We start from the raw sequence: 14,901 nt of genomic DNA, 5'->3' as shown, positions 1-14,901 counted from the left end.
TCCCGCCGTGTTCGGCAACTATCTCATCGGTCTGCGCGAGGGTCTTGAGGCCAGTCTCGTCGTCTGCATCCTGGTGGCCTATCTGGTGAAGACGGGCCGGCGTGACGCGCTGCGCCCGATCTGGATCGGGGTGGCCGTCGCGATCGTCATCGCGCTCGGTTTCGGCTTCGGGCTCGAATACGGCTCGCAGGAGATGACGTTCGAGGCGCAGGAGGCGCTCGGCGGTTCGCTGTCGATCGTCGCCGTCGGTCTGGTGACGTGGATGGTCTTCTGGATGCGGCGCACGGCGCGGCACTTGAAGTCGGAGCTGCACGGCAAGCTCGACACCGCGCTCCAGATGGGCACCGGGGCGCTGGTCGCCACCGCGTTCCTCGCCGTCGGCCGGGAGGGCCTGGAGACGGCGCTGTTCGTGTGGGCGTCGGTGCGCGCTTCGCAGGACGGCACCCACGGGCCGCTGCTCGGTGTGGTGCTCGGCATCGCGACCGCCGTCGTACTCGGGTACCTCTTCTACCGGGGCGCGATCCGGATCAATCTGGCCAAGTTCTTCACCTGGACCGGCGGCATGCTGGTGATCGTCGCCGCCGGCGTCGTCGCGTACGGTGTGCACGACCTCCAGGAGGCCGACATCCTCGGGGGGCTGACGAACACGGCCTTCGACATCAGCGACACGATCCCGCCGGACAGTTGGTACGGCACGCTGTTGAAGGGCGTCTTCAACTTCCAGCCCGATCCGACGGTCCTTCAGGCCGCGGTGTGGCTGGTGTACCTGATCCCGACGCTCGGCCTGTTCCTCGCCCCGGTAGGGTTCGGACGGTCAGCGCGGGGCGGGGTCAAGGAGCAGAAGGCGACCGATGAGAAGGCCGATTCGGGCAGCGGCGGGGCTCGCGACGGCGGCGGCGCTGTCGTTGGCGGCGAGCGGGTGCGTGACGGTGCACGGGGAGCTGGCGGTTCTTCCGGCGGTCCAGCGCGGTGAGGCCGCCAAGGCCCTGGCGCGGTTCACCGACGCGTACAACGCGGCCGACAAGGCGTACGATCCGGCGCTCGACGCGAACCGGGTGACCGGCGCGCTCGGCGCGATCAACCAGGCGGGGCTCAAGGCGCGGAGCATCACGAGCCCCGAAGGCAACGCCGGGCACCAGGACCTCGAACTGACCGACCCGGTCTTCACCATCCCCAAGAAGGCGGGCTGGCCTCGGTGGTTCCTCGCCGTCGCCGACAGCAACCGCGACGCGGACAGCGGTCCCGGGGACAACAGTTGGGTGCTGGTGTTCCTGCGGCACAGTGTCAGCGAACCGTGGCAGGCGGCGTACTTGACGATCCTGTCCCCCGACGAGATCCCCGAGTTCAAGACGGACAAGGACGGTTGGGCGCAGCCGGTGCCGGCAGCCAGCACCGCGACGGCGGTGCGGCCCAAGGAGCTGAGCGGCCAGTACGCCTCGTATCTGCGGAGCGGGCGGCCCGCCAACTTCGCGCCGGGCCCGCACACCGACGGGTGGCGCGCCGACCGCGCGAAGGACGCCAAGCTGCCGGGGCTCAGCACGCAGTACATCGACCAGCCGGTGGCCGGCGGGGACTTCGCGCCGCTGGGGCTCGCCACGGAGGACGGCGGCGCGCTGGTGTTCTTCACGACGCGGTTCTTCGAGCGGCAGACGGCGGCGAAGGGCTACCGGCCGAAGGTGAGCGCCGATGTGGAGGCGCTGATGACGGGCGACGTGACGAACACCATCACCCAGGAGTCGGTGTCGAGCGCGGCCGTGTACGTGCCGAAGCGCGGCGCCGACCCGTCGCAGGTGGTCGTGGCGGGCCGGCTCCAGGGCATCACGGGAGCGAAGGGCTCGTGACGCCGCGGCGGACGGGCTCGTAAGGCCGCGGCGCCGGGGATCACCACGCTGGAACGAAAGGCTCGTCACGCCGGAGCGAAGGGCTCGTAAGGGCTCGTAAGGGTCGTAAGGGCTCGTAGCCGGCGGCGCTCAGCGGCCGAGCGGCCAGGCCACCGCGTGCGGGTCCAGCTCGCCGTTCTCCCCCGCGTACCGGGCACAGGCGTCGGTCAGCGTCTCCAGCAGCGACAGCGGATCGGGCAGCGGATGCTCGGGGCCGCGCAGCCATCCCACGGACAGCTCGCCGGGCAGCCGGGCGGGCGGTACGAGCACGTAGCTGCCCCGGCAGTGCCAGCGCAGCCCCGGGTGCTCGTCCATCGTCTCGGGGTGGCAGTCCAGCTCGCAGGGCCACCACTCGTCCTCCTCCTCGGGAGTGCCGCGGGTGGCGGTGAAGAACAGCATCCGGTCGCCGCCCGAATCGGCGACGGGCCCGACCTCGACACCGGCGTCCAGCAGCCGCTCCAGCGCCCTGCTGCCCGCTTCGAGCGGTACGTCCAGCACGTCGTGGACCGTGCCGGTCGCCGTGATGAAGTTCGCCAGGGGCTGGTTGCGCGCCCAGCGCTCGATCTGCGCGCGGTCGGTGGTCGACTGCGTCTGCCAGGCGAACGAGATGGGGTGCCTGGCCGGGGTGGGACAGCCGATCCGGTCGCACGAACACCGGTAGCCGACGGGATGCGCCGCCGGGGCTATGGGCATACCGGCCTCGGCGACGGCGAGCAGCAGACCTTCCCTGGCCGCCGCTTCGCCCTCGCGGGCGGAGTCCGCCGCGGCCTTCTTGGGGCGGCGTCGCAGCCACTGGGGAATCCTGCCGTCCGTGCCGCGATAACGGCCGAAATCGTCGCCCATGTATCCCCTCACAACCCTCGCGCTCGCCCCTGCGGACTCTGCCATGGTCGCACCATCCTGCTACCCGCCGGGCCGCTCTCCCCAACCGGGGGCGCGGGCCGAGGTGCCGGGCGGGGGTTCATCACGGACTATGTACTGATATGCGGTACCGGTACGGGCGGCCGGGGGGTACGAACCACCCGATCGGATCACAGCGGTCCGGCCGCTCGGGGCGGACCATGGCTCTCACGCACAATGTCGTGCGCACCATCGCTCGTGAGGAGCCCACATTGCCTCGTGAAGCCTCGCCCCGCCGGTACCTGATGTGCCCGCCGGTCCACTTCAGGGTGACGTATTCGATCAACCCGTGGATGGATCCGGCCAAGCCGGTGGACCTGCCGCTCGCCCTCGCCCAGTGGGAGGACCTGCGCGACCGCTATCTGGCCCTCGGCCACCGCGTGTCCCTGCTGGAGCCGCGCCCCGAACTGCCCGACATGGTGTTCGCGGCGAACGGCGCCACCGTCATCGACGGGCGCGTGCTCGGTGCCCGCTTCGCCTACGAGGAGCGCGTACGGGAGGCCGAGATCCATCTGGAGTGGTTCCGCTCCCGCGGCTACACCGACGTGCTCGAACCGGCGCACATCAACGAGGGCGAGGGCGACTTCGCCGTCACCGGTTCATATGTGCTGGCGGGGCGGGGCTTCCGGTCGAGCCCGCTGTCGCACAGCGAGGCCCAGGAGTTCTTCGGGCGCCCGGTGATCGGGCTCGATCTCGTAGATCCGCGCTACTACCACCTGGACACCGCGCTGTGCGTGCTGGACGAGGCGGCGGACGAGATCATGTACTACCCCGGCGCCTTCTCACCGGGCAGCAGGGCCGTACTCGCCCGGCTCTTCCCCGACGCGCTGATCGCCGACGAGGAGGACGCCGCTGCGCTCGGTCTGAACGCGGTCAGTGACGGACGTCACGTACTGCTGCCGCAGGCGGCCGTCGGACTGTACGAGCCGCTGCGGGAACGGGGCTTCGAGCCGGTCGGCATCGATCTCGGTGAACTGCTCAAGGGCGGCGGCAGCGTGAAGTGCTGCACGCAGGAGCTGCGCGACGCGGGAACTGCGGGCTGACCCGGGGCCGGCACGTCTCAGCAGCCCGCTGAGGCGTGCCGGGCCGGGTCGCGGGGTGCCGGCACATGCGCGACGGGCCGGGCGAACGGCAGCCCGCCGAGCAGGAATTCGCAGCCCGTCAGCTCGATGACGCGGTGCGTCAGCGGCTGTGGACGACGAAGTGTCAGGACACCGCCGGCCTTTGTGACGTCGAGGGAGGCGAGCAGGAACGAGTTGAGCCCGCTGCAGTCGCAGAAGGTGACGGCGGACAGATCGATGTCGACGGTCAGCACGCCGTCGTTCAGGCATCCCTGGACCGACTCGCTGATCAACGAGGCCATGTCCAGATCGATTTCGCCGGACAGAGTGAGCAACGTCCGGTCCGTACTGTCGTGTCGGCGGACAGTCAGTTGGGGTTGCGGCATGACGCCTCGGTTCGGAAGACCCGCCGGTCGGCTGTCGCGGACGGACCGGGCTTCCGATCCTTCCGACGTACGTCCGGTCGGGCGTGCTCCGGCGGCTGCGTCTCGCAACGCCCTACCACCGGCCGCCGGGGTCTCGGGCGTCTCCCGAAGCATAGTCCCGCCAGGGGCCGCACGGGCGGTCGCAGGGCATCTGTCTCAGTCGGTGTCCGGCGGCCAGGCGTCGCCCCAGGCCGTGTCACGCGCGGCCCGGTACAGCGGCCCCTGCCGCTTGGCGACGATCGTCCGGAGCAGCCCGTCGTCCACGGTGCACAGGTCGAGCAGTACCTGCCCCTTGCGGATCTGCGGCTTGCGGACCACCCGCGCCGGTACGGGAACCGCGTCGGAAAGCGGCGCGGCGACCGGCACCGCGTCCCCCTTCGGTTCGTCGACCTGTAGTTCGTCGACCTGTAGTTCGTCGACCTTCGGTTCGTCGACCTGCGGTTCGTCGAAACGTACCGCCGCCACGTAGCTGAACTTCTCGTCCTCGTACGGCAGTGAGCCGCCCTTCACCTGCCGGTGCAGCGACGACCTGCTGACCCGGGCGGCGAAGTGGCACCAGTCCGTGCCCTGTTCGATCGGGCAGCGGCCACTGTGCGGACAGGGCGCGACGATCCGCAGCCCGGCGGCGATCAGTTGGTCGCGGGCCTCGATGATCCGCAGATAGCCGTCGGGGGTGCCGGGTTCGACGATCACCACGGCCTGTCCCGCCCGCGCCGTCTCGTCGACCAGCGCGGCCCGGTCCCGTTCGGTCAGCTCCTTCAGCACGTACGAGACGGTCACCAGATCGGCCTCGGGAAGCTTCAGCGCACCGCCGATCCTCGCCCGCCGCCACTCGGCGGTGCGCGGCCCCACGGCGTGCGACCCCGCCGCCAGCTCCTTGCCCAGGTCGAGCGCGGGGGCGGCCCAGTCCAGCACGGTGGTCGTCCGGGGCGTACCGCCCTCGCCGGCCCCGCCGCCGCCCGGGGGCGTCTCGGGCCGCTGCTCCCAGACCGCTTCGGCGGCCCACACCGCCGCACCCGTGCCGCCGCCGACGTCGAGCTGGCTCGCCGGCTCCCAGTACGGGGCCGCGTCCGCCAGCGCTTCGAGCGCCGCGCGTACGGCTTCGAACGTCGCCGGCATCCGGTACGCGGCGTAGGCGGCGACGTCCGACCGGTCGCGCAGCAGGGGCGCGTCGGTCGGAGTGGTGCCCCGGTAGTTGGCGATCAGCCGGTCGACGGCCTGCCCGGCCTGGCTGGGCGGCAGCCCGTCGAGCAGTCCCGCGAGCGCGGCACGCAGGGCTTCCGCGGTGGAGAGGGTCGTGTCGTTCACCACCGAATCGTAGGGGGTACGGGACGGGCCGCCGGGGCGCGACGGCGCGGACGTAACGGTAAAGAATCGAACTGCTGCGGACAGTGAGGAAGTTGCTAGTCTGACCGGCACGGGGGACCACAGGGGGACCGAGGGACGATGAGACAGCGCGTCGTACGTCTGACTCTCGTGGCCGGGGTGACGGCGCTGGCGATGCTGCTCCTGCTCGCCATGTGCGGTGGCGGCGGTGGTGGCGTTGGTGGCGGGAAGAGCGACGGCCCGGGTGGGTCGGGCCGCTCCGGCGGCTCGGGCGGTCCGACATCCGCTTCGCACGCCGCGCCGGGTGCGGGGCCCGGCACACGGCTGACCGTGCCGCCCTCGTACGACACCGGGCGCGGCTGGGACATCGCGGCCGTCTCCCCCGACTACGCGACGGCGGCGACGACCGGCACCATCGCCTCACTGGAGCGGTCCGGCGCCGACCGGTTCCGGCTGCGGACGCTCGACTACGCGACGGGCACACCCCGTTGGACCGGTGCGCCGTGGCGACCGCTGTTCGCCGCCGACCGCTATCCCGACCGCTACCCCGGGCTGCTGTCCGTCACGAAGGGCGCCCGCGAGTACTTCGCGACCTGGTCGTACGGCAAGCTCGCCCCGCGCGGGCCCGCTCCGCCGGACTCCGTCGTGTCCCTCGACGTGTACGACGCGGCCGACGGCTCCCGGCACCATGTCGAAGTGCCGTGGTCCGGGGACCCGACGGTCTCCGCCGACGGACCGGGCATCCTGATCACCGACGGCCGGGCGACGAGCGCCGTCATGGACCCGGCGGACGGCCACGTGACCAAGGTCCCGCAGAAGTCGCTCGGTTATCCGAAGGACTGCCCCGGCTGCCGCAGCCTCACCGAGGTGCAAGGCGTCACGGACAAGGGCCTGTTGGTGGGCGGGGAGGGCGGGTTCTGGGTGCGCGGCGGCTGGTCCAGCCGTACGGTCGCACCGGCGGGCGCCGACCCGGCGACGGGCAAGGCCGCTTCGGCGGCCGCCGGTTACGTACTCGCGAAGTGGCAGCGTCCCAAGAGCGCCAAGGACGCGGCGACGCACGAGATCTGGGCCGTGCACGACGCGTCGACCGGCAAGGCCGTCGCCAGGGCCGGCTGCCGCAAACCGGCGATCGAGCCCGGCGAGGACCCGCGCCTCCTGGCGTCGCCCGGCGGGCACTTCCTGATCGCGGGGCGGCTCGCCTTCGACCTGGACGCGAAGACGGGCCGCTGCTTCGAGGAGCCCGACGGCACCGAGCCGCTGACCCTGACGTCGGTGACGGACTACGGCACGGCGTACGGCGCGAAGAACGCGCTGAGCGTGCCGGAAGCGGCGGCCGGCGGTGGCATCCCCTTCTCCGTCGACCTGGCGGCCGGTACCCCCGAGGCGCTGGCGGCCAATGTGCGGCTGCCGGTGGGAGAGGCGGCGGGGGTCGGCCTGTTCCGCTGGACGGACGCCCGGGACGTACCGCATCTGACGGGGTACCCGGAGCGCGGCTGACTACCGGGCCCCTCCCTACCCGGCGGGGACGGCTGCGCAGTGGCCTTACCTACGCGGCGGGCGCCGCTGCTCAGTGGCCTTACCTACGTGGCGGGCGCGGCTGCTCAGTGGCCTTACCCACGTGGCAGGCGCGGCTGCTCAATGGCCCTTGACCGGTGGCCGGTTGCGCTGCCAGGGCCGTACCAGACCGAAGAAGCACGCGACGGACCCGACCGCGCAGACCACCTGGACCACGGCCATCGGGACGGCCGTGTGCTCGCCCGCGATCCCGACGAGGGGCGAGGCCACGGCCCCGATGAGGAACGAGGACGTGCCGATGAGGGCGGAGGCCGAACCCGCGGCGTGCGGGGTGCGCATCAGCGCCTGCGTGTTGGTGTTGGGCATCGCGAGCCCCATCGCCGACATCAGGACGAACAGCGCGGCGGCCACGGGGAACAGGCCCACGTCCCCGAACACCCCGGACGTCATCAGCAGCAGCGACACCGCCGCGACGACGACCACACCGAGCCCGAAGGTGAGCGCCTTGTCCATGCTGACGCGGCCGACCAGGATCTTGCCGTTGATCTGCCCGACGATCATCAGGCCGACGGAGTTCACGCCGAACAGCAGGCTGAACATCTGCGGCGAAGCCCCGTAGATCTCCTGCACCACGAACGGCGAGGCGGACACGTACGCGAACAGCGCGGCGAAGGCGAGCCCGCCCGACAGCAGATAGCCGCTGAAGACCCGGTCGGCCAGCAGCGACCGCATGGTGCGCAGGGCGGTCCCCACTCCCCCGCTGTGCCGGCGCTCCGGCGGCAGCGTCTCGTGCAGGGACTTCCACACGACCAGCGTGAGCAGGATGCCGACGACGGTCAGCACCACGAACACCCCGCGCCAGTCGGTGATCCGCAGCACCTGGCCGCCGAGCACGGGCGCGATGACCGGCGCGACACCGGAGATCAGCATCAGGGTGGAGAAGAACCGCGCCATCTCGATGCCGTCATACAGGTCGCGCACCACGGCGCGGGCGATGACGATGCCGGCAGAGCCGGCGAGTCCCTGCAACAGCCGGAAGCTGATGAGGAGTTCGGTGTTGGGAGCGAGGGCGCAGATGGCGGTGGCGAAGATGTAGACGACCATCCCGAGCAGCAGCGGCTTGCGCCGCCCCCACCGGTCGCTCATCGGCCCGATGACGATCTGGCCGAGCGCCATGCCCGCGAGGCACGCGGTGAGGGTGATCTGCACGGTCGCGGCGGGCGCGCCCAGCGAGCGGGTGACCGCGGGCAGCGCCGGGAGGTACATGTCCATGGAGAGCGGCGGCAGTGCCGTGAGCCCTCCGAGTACGAGGGTGACCAGCAGACCGACGCGGCGGGTTGCGGGGGTACTGGTGGCTGTTTGGATGGATTCCTGCTGCCGCTGGCGCGGTATCTGCCCTTGTCGTTTACGAGTGGTTTGGCCGCCGTCCGGCATCCGCGTCTCCATGTAGTTGAATCGACTATCTATGCTCTCAGAGCGGCGGGGCCGGTCAGAACCAGTTAATGAGGCGTTGATGACAGCGGTACGAGCGGGACACGAACAAAAGGTGCGCTGGGGTGTTGTGGCCACCGGTGGTATCGCCGCGCGGTTCACCGAGGACGTCCAGGCACTGCCGGACGCCGAGGTGGTCGCGGTGGCGTCGCGCAGCGAGGCCCCGGCGAAGGAGTTCGCCGGCCGGTTCGGGATCCCTCGCGCGTACGGGGCGTGGGCGGAGCTGTTCGCCGACGACGAGGTGGATGTCGTCTACGTCGCCACCCCGCACTCCGCCCACCGCGAGGCGGCCGGCGCCGCGCTGGCGGCCGGCAAACCGGTGCTGTGCGAGAAGGCGTTCACCATCAACGCCCGTGAGGCGCAGGAGCTGGTGGCGCTCGCGGGCGAGCGCGGTCTGTTCCTGATGGAAGCCATGTGGATGTACTGCAACCCGGTGATCCGCCGGATGGTGCGGCTGGTACGGGACGGCGCGATCGGCGACATCCGCACGGTCCAGGCCGACTTCGGCCTGCAGGGCCCGTTCGCCCCCGATCACCGCTTGCGCAACCCGGACTTGGGCGGCGGCGCCCTCCTCGACCTGGGCGTCTACCCGGTGTCCTTCGCGCAGTTGCTGCTCGGCGAACCGCACCGGGTGCAGGCGGAGGCGCTGCTCTCCCCGGAGGGCGTGGACCTCAACACCGGGATGCTGCTGGGCTGGGACTCGGGCGCGACGGCGCTGCTGAGCTGCTCGGTGACGGGCGCGACGCCGACGACGGCGACGGTGACGGGCACGGAGGGCCGGATCGAGGTCGCTTCGGCGTTCTTCAACCCGGAGCGGCTGGTGCTGCGGCGGGAGGGTGCGGAGCCGGTGGAGTACCCGGCGGCGGACGAGGCTTCGGAGCTGGAAGGAATGCAGCACGAGGCCGCGGAGGTGATGCGCTGCCTGCGGGCGGGCGAGACGGATTCGCCGCTGATCCCGCAGGCGGGGACGCTCGCGGTGATGCGGACGCTGGACCGGGTGCGGGAGCTGGTGGGGGTGCGCTTCCCGGTGGACGCGTAGCCGGGGGTCGTCCCGTATCCCCGGTCGGGTGTGCCCCGGTCCCGTACGCTGCGGGGCCATGAACGCCAAGCAGAAGATCGCAGTGGTGACGGGAGCGGGCTCGGGCATCGGACGGGCGGTGGCGCCGGTGCTGAGCGGCGCGGGCTGGTCGGTGGTGCTGGCGGGACGGCACATCGAGACGCTGGAGGAGACGGCGGCGGCCGTCGGGGCTGCCGCGGGGTCCGCCGCCGGTGCCGCCGCTGAGTCCGGCGCCGGGTCCGCCGCCGGGTCCGCCGCCGACGTGCTGACCGTACGCACGGACGTGTCGCTCCCGGAGGACGTGGACGCGCTGTTCGCGGCGGTGCGTGAGCGATACGGGCGGCTGGACCTGCTGTTCAACAACGCGGGTACGTTCGGCCCGGCCGGCTACGCCCTGGACGAACTGCCCTTCACGGCCTGGCAGAAGGTCGTGAACACGAATCTGACCGGCGCTTTCCTGTGCGCGCAGGGCGCGTTCCGGCTAATGAAGGCGCAGGACCCGCAGGGCGGCCGGATCATCAACAACGGCTCGATCTCGGCCCACACGCCCCGGCCGAACTCGGTGGCGTACACGGCGACCAAACACGGCATGACCGGGCTGACGAAGTCCCTGTCGCTGGACGGCCGCCCGTACCGGATCGCCTGCGGCCAGATCGACATCGGCAACGCGGCGACGGACATGACGGCGCAGATGCAGCGCGGTGTGCCGCAGGCCAACGGCGAGCTGGCGGTGGAGCCGGTGATGGACGCGGCGGACGTGGCGCGGACGGTGCTGCACATGGCGGAGCTGCCGCTGGAGGCGAACATCCAGTTCGCGACGGTGCTGGCGACGACGATGCCGTATGTGGGGCGGGGCTGAGGGGGACGGGAATGGATCCTCGCCCATGACAGTTGCCCGACACATGACGGAACAGCCAGCAGCCGACGTGAGCGACGCGAGTGACGTGCGGGACGCGAGTGACCCGACCGCGACCGACGGCCCCGAGATCCTTCGCTACACCGCCTTCTCCAGCACCCCGGAGGGCGGCAACCCGGCGGGCGTCGTCCTCGACGCCGCCGGTCTTGACGACGGACGGATGCTGGCGATCGCAGCCGAGCTGGGCTACAGCGAGTCGGCGTTCCTGACACCGCCCCCGGCGGGTCTCGGTGAGCCCGGCCGGGCGTTCACCATCCGGTACTTCAGCCCGAAGGCGGAGGTGCCCTTCTGCGGCCACGCGACGGTCGCCACTGCCGTCGCCCTGGCGGAGCGGACGGGCCCCGGCGACCTGGTGTTCGCGACGCGGGCGGGGACCGTACCGGTGACGGTCACGGAGTCCGACGGCGTCCTGCGCGCGACGCTCACCAGTGTGGAGCCGCGGGTCGAGGCCGCGCCCGACGAGGACGTACGGGAAGCCCTGGCCGCGCTCAACTGGCCCGCCACGGACCTCGATCCGGACCTGCCGCCCCGTATCGCCTTCGCGGGAGCCCGCCACCTGGTGCTGGCGGCGGCGACCCGCGCACGGCTGGCGGACCTCTCGTACGACTTCGACCGGCTGGCGGCGCTGATGCACCGGCGGGACCTGACGACGGTCCAACTCGTCTGGCGCGCCTCGGAGTCGGTGTTCCACGTCCGCGACCCCTTCCCGGTCGGCGGCGTGGTCGAGGACCCGGCGACGGGCGCGGCCGCGGCGGCGTTCGGCGCGTACGCCCGCGAACTGGGCGCCGTACCGGCCGACGCGGTCCTCACCCTGCACCAGGGCGAGGACATGGGCCGGCCGGGGGTTCTGACGGTCGAACTGCGCTCGGGGGACGCCCGGGTACGGGTGGGCGGGGCGGGTACGGCGATCAAGGCGTAACGGTTCCGAGGCGCTGCTCGACGCGGTCGATGCGGCGCAGGGCGCGGCGGTTCATCCACACCATCCAGCCGAGGAACAGGACGCTGAAGGCCGCCATCACACCGCCGCGTACGTACTCACCGAGGATGAACCAGAACGCGGACCCGCCGAAGAACATCACGGCGAGCAGCGGAAACGCCCACCCCCGCGCCCGCGTCAGCTTCTCCCGCCGCCGCCGGGCGAGCCGGGCCATGGCCTGCCGCTCGGCGGGATCGTCGGGGATGTCCCCCTTCATGATGCGCCGGTCGAGCGCGGGCACGGCGGCCGAGTCGACCCCGACGGACCCGGCGTCGTGGCGCCGCCGCCTGACGATCCACCACGACATCCACCCGGCGTAGACGACCCCACCGAGCACGGCGCCGGGCCAGGCATCAAGCCCGGAGAAAGCCAACCGCAACCCCACCCAGAGCACCAACGCGGCACTGGCAAGAACCCACCACCGATCCCGCCGCGCCTGCTTCCCTCGCCCGCTCCCCTGCGAATCCGTCGCCTCGTCCACAACGCCACCCCCTGGTCCGTAACACCACTGCTGCGCGGTCGGGTTGCGAGTGCCCGGGGAAGGACGACCAATGCGACGAACGCGGGACAGGGCCGCGAGGCCAACGGGCCGGTGGTGACGGGTGCGTGGCGGGGTGCGGGTGAATGCGCATGGGCCGGGGACTGTGTGGGCCGGAAGGATTAGCCGCCCGAGGGCCGCCCCCTGAGCTTTGAGTATCGCGGCTCCGGCCCGGCCGTCAAGGGCGCTCCTACGTCGCGTCGGCTACGCCGATGACCTGCGGTCACCCTTGACCCCCGAACCTCCACCGCAAGTGCACTTTTTTGGGGGGGCGGCCGGGAGGACCACGGGCAAGCTGGGATCGCGGTGACGGCTGCTTGCCCGACTGCGGGTGCTACGCACCAGTTGCATGGGGGGACTCGGCCTTGCTAAGCGTCCACCCGGGCCGGGTATCGGCTGAGACACATGCCCCGCTGGTCACTCAGAGTGGCCGGGTGCGGGTGAGTGCGCATGAGCCCGAAGCTGTGCGGACCGGAGGGATTAGCCGCCCGTAGGGCCGCCCCCTGAGCTTTGAGTATCGCGGCTCCGGTCCGGGCGTCAAGGGCGCTCCTACGTCGCGTCGCTTCGCGATGACCTGCGGTCACCCTTGACCCCCGGCCCTCCACCGCAAGTACCTCTTTTTGGGGGGGGCGGCCGGGGGGACCACGGGCGAGCTGGGTTCGCGGTGGCGGGTGCTTGCCCGGGTGCGGGTGCTACGCGGCAGTTGTATGGGGCGACTCGGGCTGGCTAAGCGTCCACCCCCACCGGGCAACGGCTGAGACTCATGCCCCGCTGGTCACTGGGGTTGGGTGGGGGACCGGAGGATGCCCTGGTGGGGGTACGGGGCCGGGGTAGCGGGCCGGTGGGTGGGACGGGTGTGACTGGGGTGACGGGGAATAGCTCCTGGGGCGGCGATCGGGCGCCTTTTGCGTGGGTGGTTGCGTTAGACGCACCTCAGGGCGCACCCGGCCGGGGGGTGTGACAGGAGGGACGCGGGATGGCATGTGGGGCAGCCGTCGGGCGCCTTATGCGTGGGGCGTTGCGTTAGGTGCGCTGTCGAGGGCACCCAGGCCACAGATGGGCCTGACGGCGGGGTGGAAGTGGACGGCCGCCGGGGCCTGTTGCGCGGGCGGGCACTCGCAGCCCCTGTCGGGCGCCCCCCGGGGCACACAGGTCACACCCGCCCCACCGCTCGGACACTCCACCGCCCTGATGCGCCCCGACGCGCGCTCAACGCAACCACCCACGCATAAGGCTCCAGATGGCCGCCCCAGAAGCCATCCCCCGTCACCTCAGTCACACCCGTCCCACCCACCGGGTGCTCCCACCGGCCGGATGCACCTGATGGCGCGCTGAACGCAACTCCCCACGCAAAAGGCACCCGACGGCTGCCCCACTAGCCATCCCTCATCCCACCTGTCACACCACCCACCCCGAGTGACCAGCGGGGCATGTGTCTCAGCTACTACCCGGTGGGGGTGGACGCCGAGACGGGCCGAGTCGCCCCATGCAACTGACGCGTGGCACCCGCACCCGGGCAAGCACTCGTCACCGCGATCCCAGCTTGCCCGTGGTCCCCCCGGCCGCCCCCCCAAAAAAAGAGGTACTTGCGGTGGAGGTTCGGGGGTCAAGGGTGGGCGCAGCCCATCGCGAAGCGACGCGACGAAGGAGCGCCCTTGACGCCCGGACCGCAACCGCGACACTCAAACCCCAGGGGGCGGCCCCACGGGCGGCTAACCCCTCCGGCCCACACAGGACCCGGCCCATGCGCACTCACCCGCACCCACCAACCCCGAGTAACCAGCGGGGCATGAGTCTCAGCTACTACCCGGTGGGGGTGGACGCCGAGACGGGCCGAGTCGCCCCATGCAACTGACGCGTGGCACCCGCACCCGGGCAAGCACCCGCCACCACGAGCCCAGCTCGCCCGTGGTCCCCCCGGCCGCCCCCCCAAAAAAGAGGTACTTGCGGTGGAGGTCCGGGAGTCAAGGGTGGGCGCAGCCCATCGCGAAGCGACGCGACGAAGGAGCGCCCTTGACGCCCGGACCGCAACCGCGACACTCAAACCCCAGGGGGCGGCCCCACGGGCGGCTAATCCCCCCGGCCCACCCAACCCCCGGCCCATGCGCACTCACCCGCACCCGACATCCGAGAGTGACCAGGGGGGCATGCCTCCCGACCGACCACCGGCCGGGGCGGACGCTTAGCCAGCCGAGTCCCCCCACGCAACCACCGCGCGGCACCCGCACCCGGACAAGCACCCGCCACCACGAACCCAACCCGCCCGTGGTCACCCCGGCCGGGAAGAAAGCCTTCGACAAGCGCCTGACCAACACCGAACCCAAGCTCCCGTTCGGCCCGTCGCTCCGCAGACCTAGACCATGGTCAGGAGGTGGTCCGTGGGGCCGTAGTCGATCTTCCAGTCGGCATAGACCCCAACGGCGCCGTCCTTCTGGCACCGCAGCCCAACCGTCACCCAGCGGACCAATCCGTCGTCGCCGAGCGAGAACGCGACTGCCGTCTCGAACTCCTCGCTCCCGCAAGGGCAGCCGGCCTCGCCCGGATCCGCGTCCTCCCAGAACTCCTCGCTGTCCGCGATGAACGCACGGTCGCCGCAACCAGCGCACACCCGCTCGGCTGCGCCCTCGACATCGTCAACGAGCACGAAGAAGACGCGCCCACCACACCCCCCGCAGACCGAAGGAACGATCTTCACCGGACGGACGTCGTCAGCATTCCGCAGAAACGCCGCGAGTTCCGCGGAGACACCCTCGCCAACCTGATCATCAGCATGCACAGGCACATCGTTCCAGACGCCCGAACCAGCACCCGTCCAC

13 protein-coding genes are annotated in these 14,901 nt (G+C 71.5%); 7 read left to right on the top strand and 6 right to left on the bottom strand.

The window, feature by feature from the left end; genetic code table 11:
* Positions 1-7: 7 nt before the first annotated feature.
* Together efeU and ACZ63I_RS25070 are read left to right on the top strand one after the other, a co-directional pair.
* The gene (efeU, locus tag ACZ63I_RS25075) at positions 8-973 is read left to right on the top strand and encodes an iron uptake transporter permease EfeU (protein WP_469341242.1); all 966 of its coding nucleotides are present in this window, start codon (positions 8-10) and stop codon (positions 971-973) included.
* Positions 906-1,841, top strand: coding sequence for an SCO2278 family lipoprotein (locus ACZ63I_RS25070; RefSeq protein WP_469341370.1), 936 nt, complete (start codon positions 906-908; stop codon positions 1,839-1,841). The genes efeU and ACZ63I_RS25070 overlap by 68 nt, the downstream gene beginning before the upstream one ends.
* Positions 1,842-1,970: 129 nt before the next feature.
* Here the strand turns inward: ACZ63I_RS25070 and ACZ63I_RS25065 are convergent, their stop codons facing one another.
* A complete protein-coding gene (locus ACZ63I_RS25065) occupies positions 1,971-2,723 on the bottom strand; it encodes a bifunctional DNA primase/polymerase (protein ID WP_469341241.1) in 753 nt (250 codons plus the stop codon).
* A gap of 218 nt (positions 2,724-2,941) precedes the next feature.
* Here ACZ63I_RS25065 and ddaH point away from each other — a divergent pair, with 218 nt between their 5' ends.
* Positions 2,942-3,823, top strand: a complete 882-nt coding sequence (ddaH, locus tag ACZ63I_RS25060) for a dimethylargininase (protein ID WP_469341240.1) — start codon at positions 2,942-2,944, stop codon at positions 3,821-3,823.
* Positions 3,824-3,840: 17 nt separating this feature from the next.
* Here the strand turns inward: ddaH and ACZ63I_RS25055 are convergent, their stop codons facing one another.
* Together ACZ63I_RS25055 and ACZ63I_RS25050 are read right to left on the bottom strand one after the other, a co-directional pair.
* A complete protein-coding gene (locus ACZ63I_RS25055) occupies positions 3,841-4,227 on the bottom strand; it encodes an STAS domain-containing protein (RefSeq protein WP_469341239.1) in 387 nt (128 codons plus the stop codon).
* 195 nt (positions 4,228-4,422) lie between these two features.
* Positions 4,423-5,574 carry a small ribosomal subunit Rsm22 family protein gene (locus tag ACZ63I_RS25050; RefSeq protein WP_469341238.1) on the bottom strand — a complete coding sequence of 384 codons (1,152 nt, stop codon included), beginning with the start codon at positions 5,572-5,574 and terminating at the stop codon, positions 4,423-4,425.
* A gap of 138 nt (positions 5,575-5,712) precedes the next feature.
* Between ACZ63I_RS25050 and ACZ63I_RS25045 the strand changes: the two genes are divergently transcribed.
* Positions 5,713-7,089: a hypothetical protein gene (locus tag ACZ63I_RS25045; protein ID WP_469341237.1), complete on the top strand. Its 1,377-nt coding sequence runs from the start codon at positions 5,713-5,715 to the stop codon at positions 7,087-7,089.
* Between the two features lie 138 nt (positions 7,090-7,227).
* Here the strand turns inward: ACZ63I_RS25045 and ACZ63I_RS25040 are convergent, their stop codons facing one another.
* Entirely contained in the window at positions 7,228-8,541 is a 1,314-nt protein-coding gene (locus ACZ63I_RS25040) for a Bcr/CflA family multidrug efflux MFS transporter (protein ID WP_469341369.1), read from the bottom strand.
* A 79-nt stretch (positions 8,542-8,620) separates the two neighbouring features.
* On the opposite strand from ACZ63I_RS25040, the gene ACZ63I_RS25035 reads away from it, so the two are divergent.
* The 3 genes from ACZ63I_RS25035 to ACZ63I_RS25025 are packed head-to-tail and all read left to right on the top strand — an operon-like array spanning position 8,621 to position 11,490.
* Positions 8,621-9,637, top strand: coding sequence for a Gfo/Idh/MocA family protein (locus ACZ63I_RS25035; RefSeq protein WP_469341236.1), 1,017 nt, complete (start codon positions 8,621-8,623; stop codon positions 9,635-9,637).
* 58 nt (positions 9,638-9,695) lie between these two features.
* On the top strand, positions 9,696-10,514 hold the full coding sequence (locus ACZ63I_RS25030) for an SDR family oxidoreductase (RefSeq protein ID WP_469341235.1): 819 nt from the start codon (positions 9,696-9,698) through the stop codon (positions 10,512-10,514).
* A gap of 43 nt (positions 10,515-10,557) precedes the next feature.
* Entirely contained in the window at positions 10,558-11,490 is a 933-nt protein-coding gene (locus tag ACZ63I_RS25025) for a PhzF family phenazine biosynthesis isomerase (RefSeq protein ID WP_469341234.1), read from the top strand.
* On the opposite strand, the gene ACZ63I_RS25020 is transcribed toward ACZ63I_RS25025, so the two are convergent.
* Both ACZ63I_RS25020 and ACZ63I_RS25015 read right to left on the bottom strand, forming a co-directional pair.
* A complete protein-coding gene (locus ACZ63I_RS25020; protein ID WP_469341233.1) occupies positions 11,480-11,854 on the bottom strand; it encodes a hypothetical protein in 375 nt (124 codons plus the stop codon). The genes ACZ63I_RS25025 and ACZ63I_RS25020 overlap by 11 nt on opposite strands.
* Before the next feature lie 2,584 nt (positions 11,855-14,438).
* Positions 14,439-14,861, bottom strand: a complete 423-nt coding sequence (locus ACZ63I_RS25015) for a hypothetical protein (protein ID WP_469341232.1) — start codon at positions 14,859-14,861, stop codon at positions 14,439-14,441.
* Between the last annotated feature and the right edge of the window lie 40 nt (positions 14,862-14,901).

Source organism: Streptomyces sp. NPDC087906 (genome assembly GCF_055584925.1).
The sequence above is the reverse complement of the archived record's forward strand: the minus strand, read 5'-3'. Positions and strand labels throughout refer to the sequence as shown.

Bases quoted from the DNA above. Each gene is read 5' to 3' on its own strand.
- ACZ63I_RS25065 (WP_469341241.1), bottom strand. From the start codon at position 2,723: ATGGGCGACGATTTCGGCCGTTATCGCGGCACGGACGGCAGGATTCCC.
- ddaH (WP_469341240.1), top strand. From the start codon at position 2,942: ATGGCTCTCACGCACAATGTCGTGCGCACCATCGCTCGTGAGGAGCCC.
- ACZ63I_RS25055 (WP_469341239.1), bottom strand. From the start codon at position 4,227: ATGCCGCAACCCCAACTGACTGTCCGCCGACACGACAGTACGGACCGG.
- ACZ63I_RS25045 (WP_469341237.1), top strand. From the start codon at position 5,713: ATGAGACAGCGCGTCGTACGTCTGACTCTCGTGGCCGGGGTGACGGCG.
- ACZ63I_RS25040 (WP_469341369.1), bottom strand. From the start codon at position 8,541: ATGCCGGACGGCGGCCAAACCACTCGTAAACGACAAGGGCAGATACCG.
- ACZ63I_RS25035 (WP_469341236.1), top strand. From the start codon at position 8,621: ATGACAGCGGTACGAGCGGGACACGAACAAAAGGTGCGCTGGGGTGTT.
- ACZ63I_RS25030 (WP_469341235.1), top strand. From the start codon at position 9,696: ATGAACGCCAAGCAGAAGATCGCAGTGGTGACGGGAGCGGGCTCGGGC.
- ACZ63I_RS25025 (WP_469341234.1), top strand. From the start codon at position 10,558: ATGACGGAACAGCCAGCAGCCGACGTGAGCGACGCGAGTGACGTGCGG.
- ACZ63I_RS25020 (WP_469341233.1), bottom strand. From the start codon at position 11,854: ATGTCGTGGTGGATCGTCAGGCGGCGGCGCCACGACGCCGGGTCCGTC.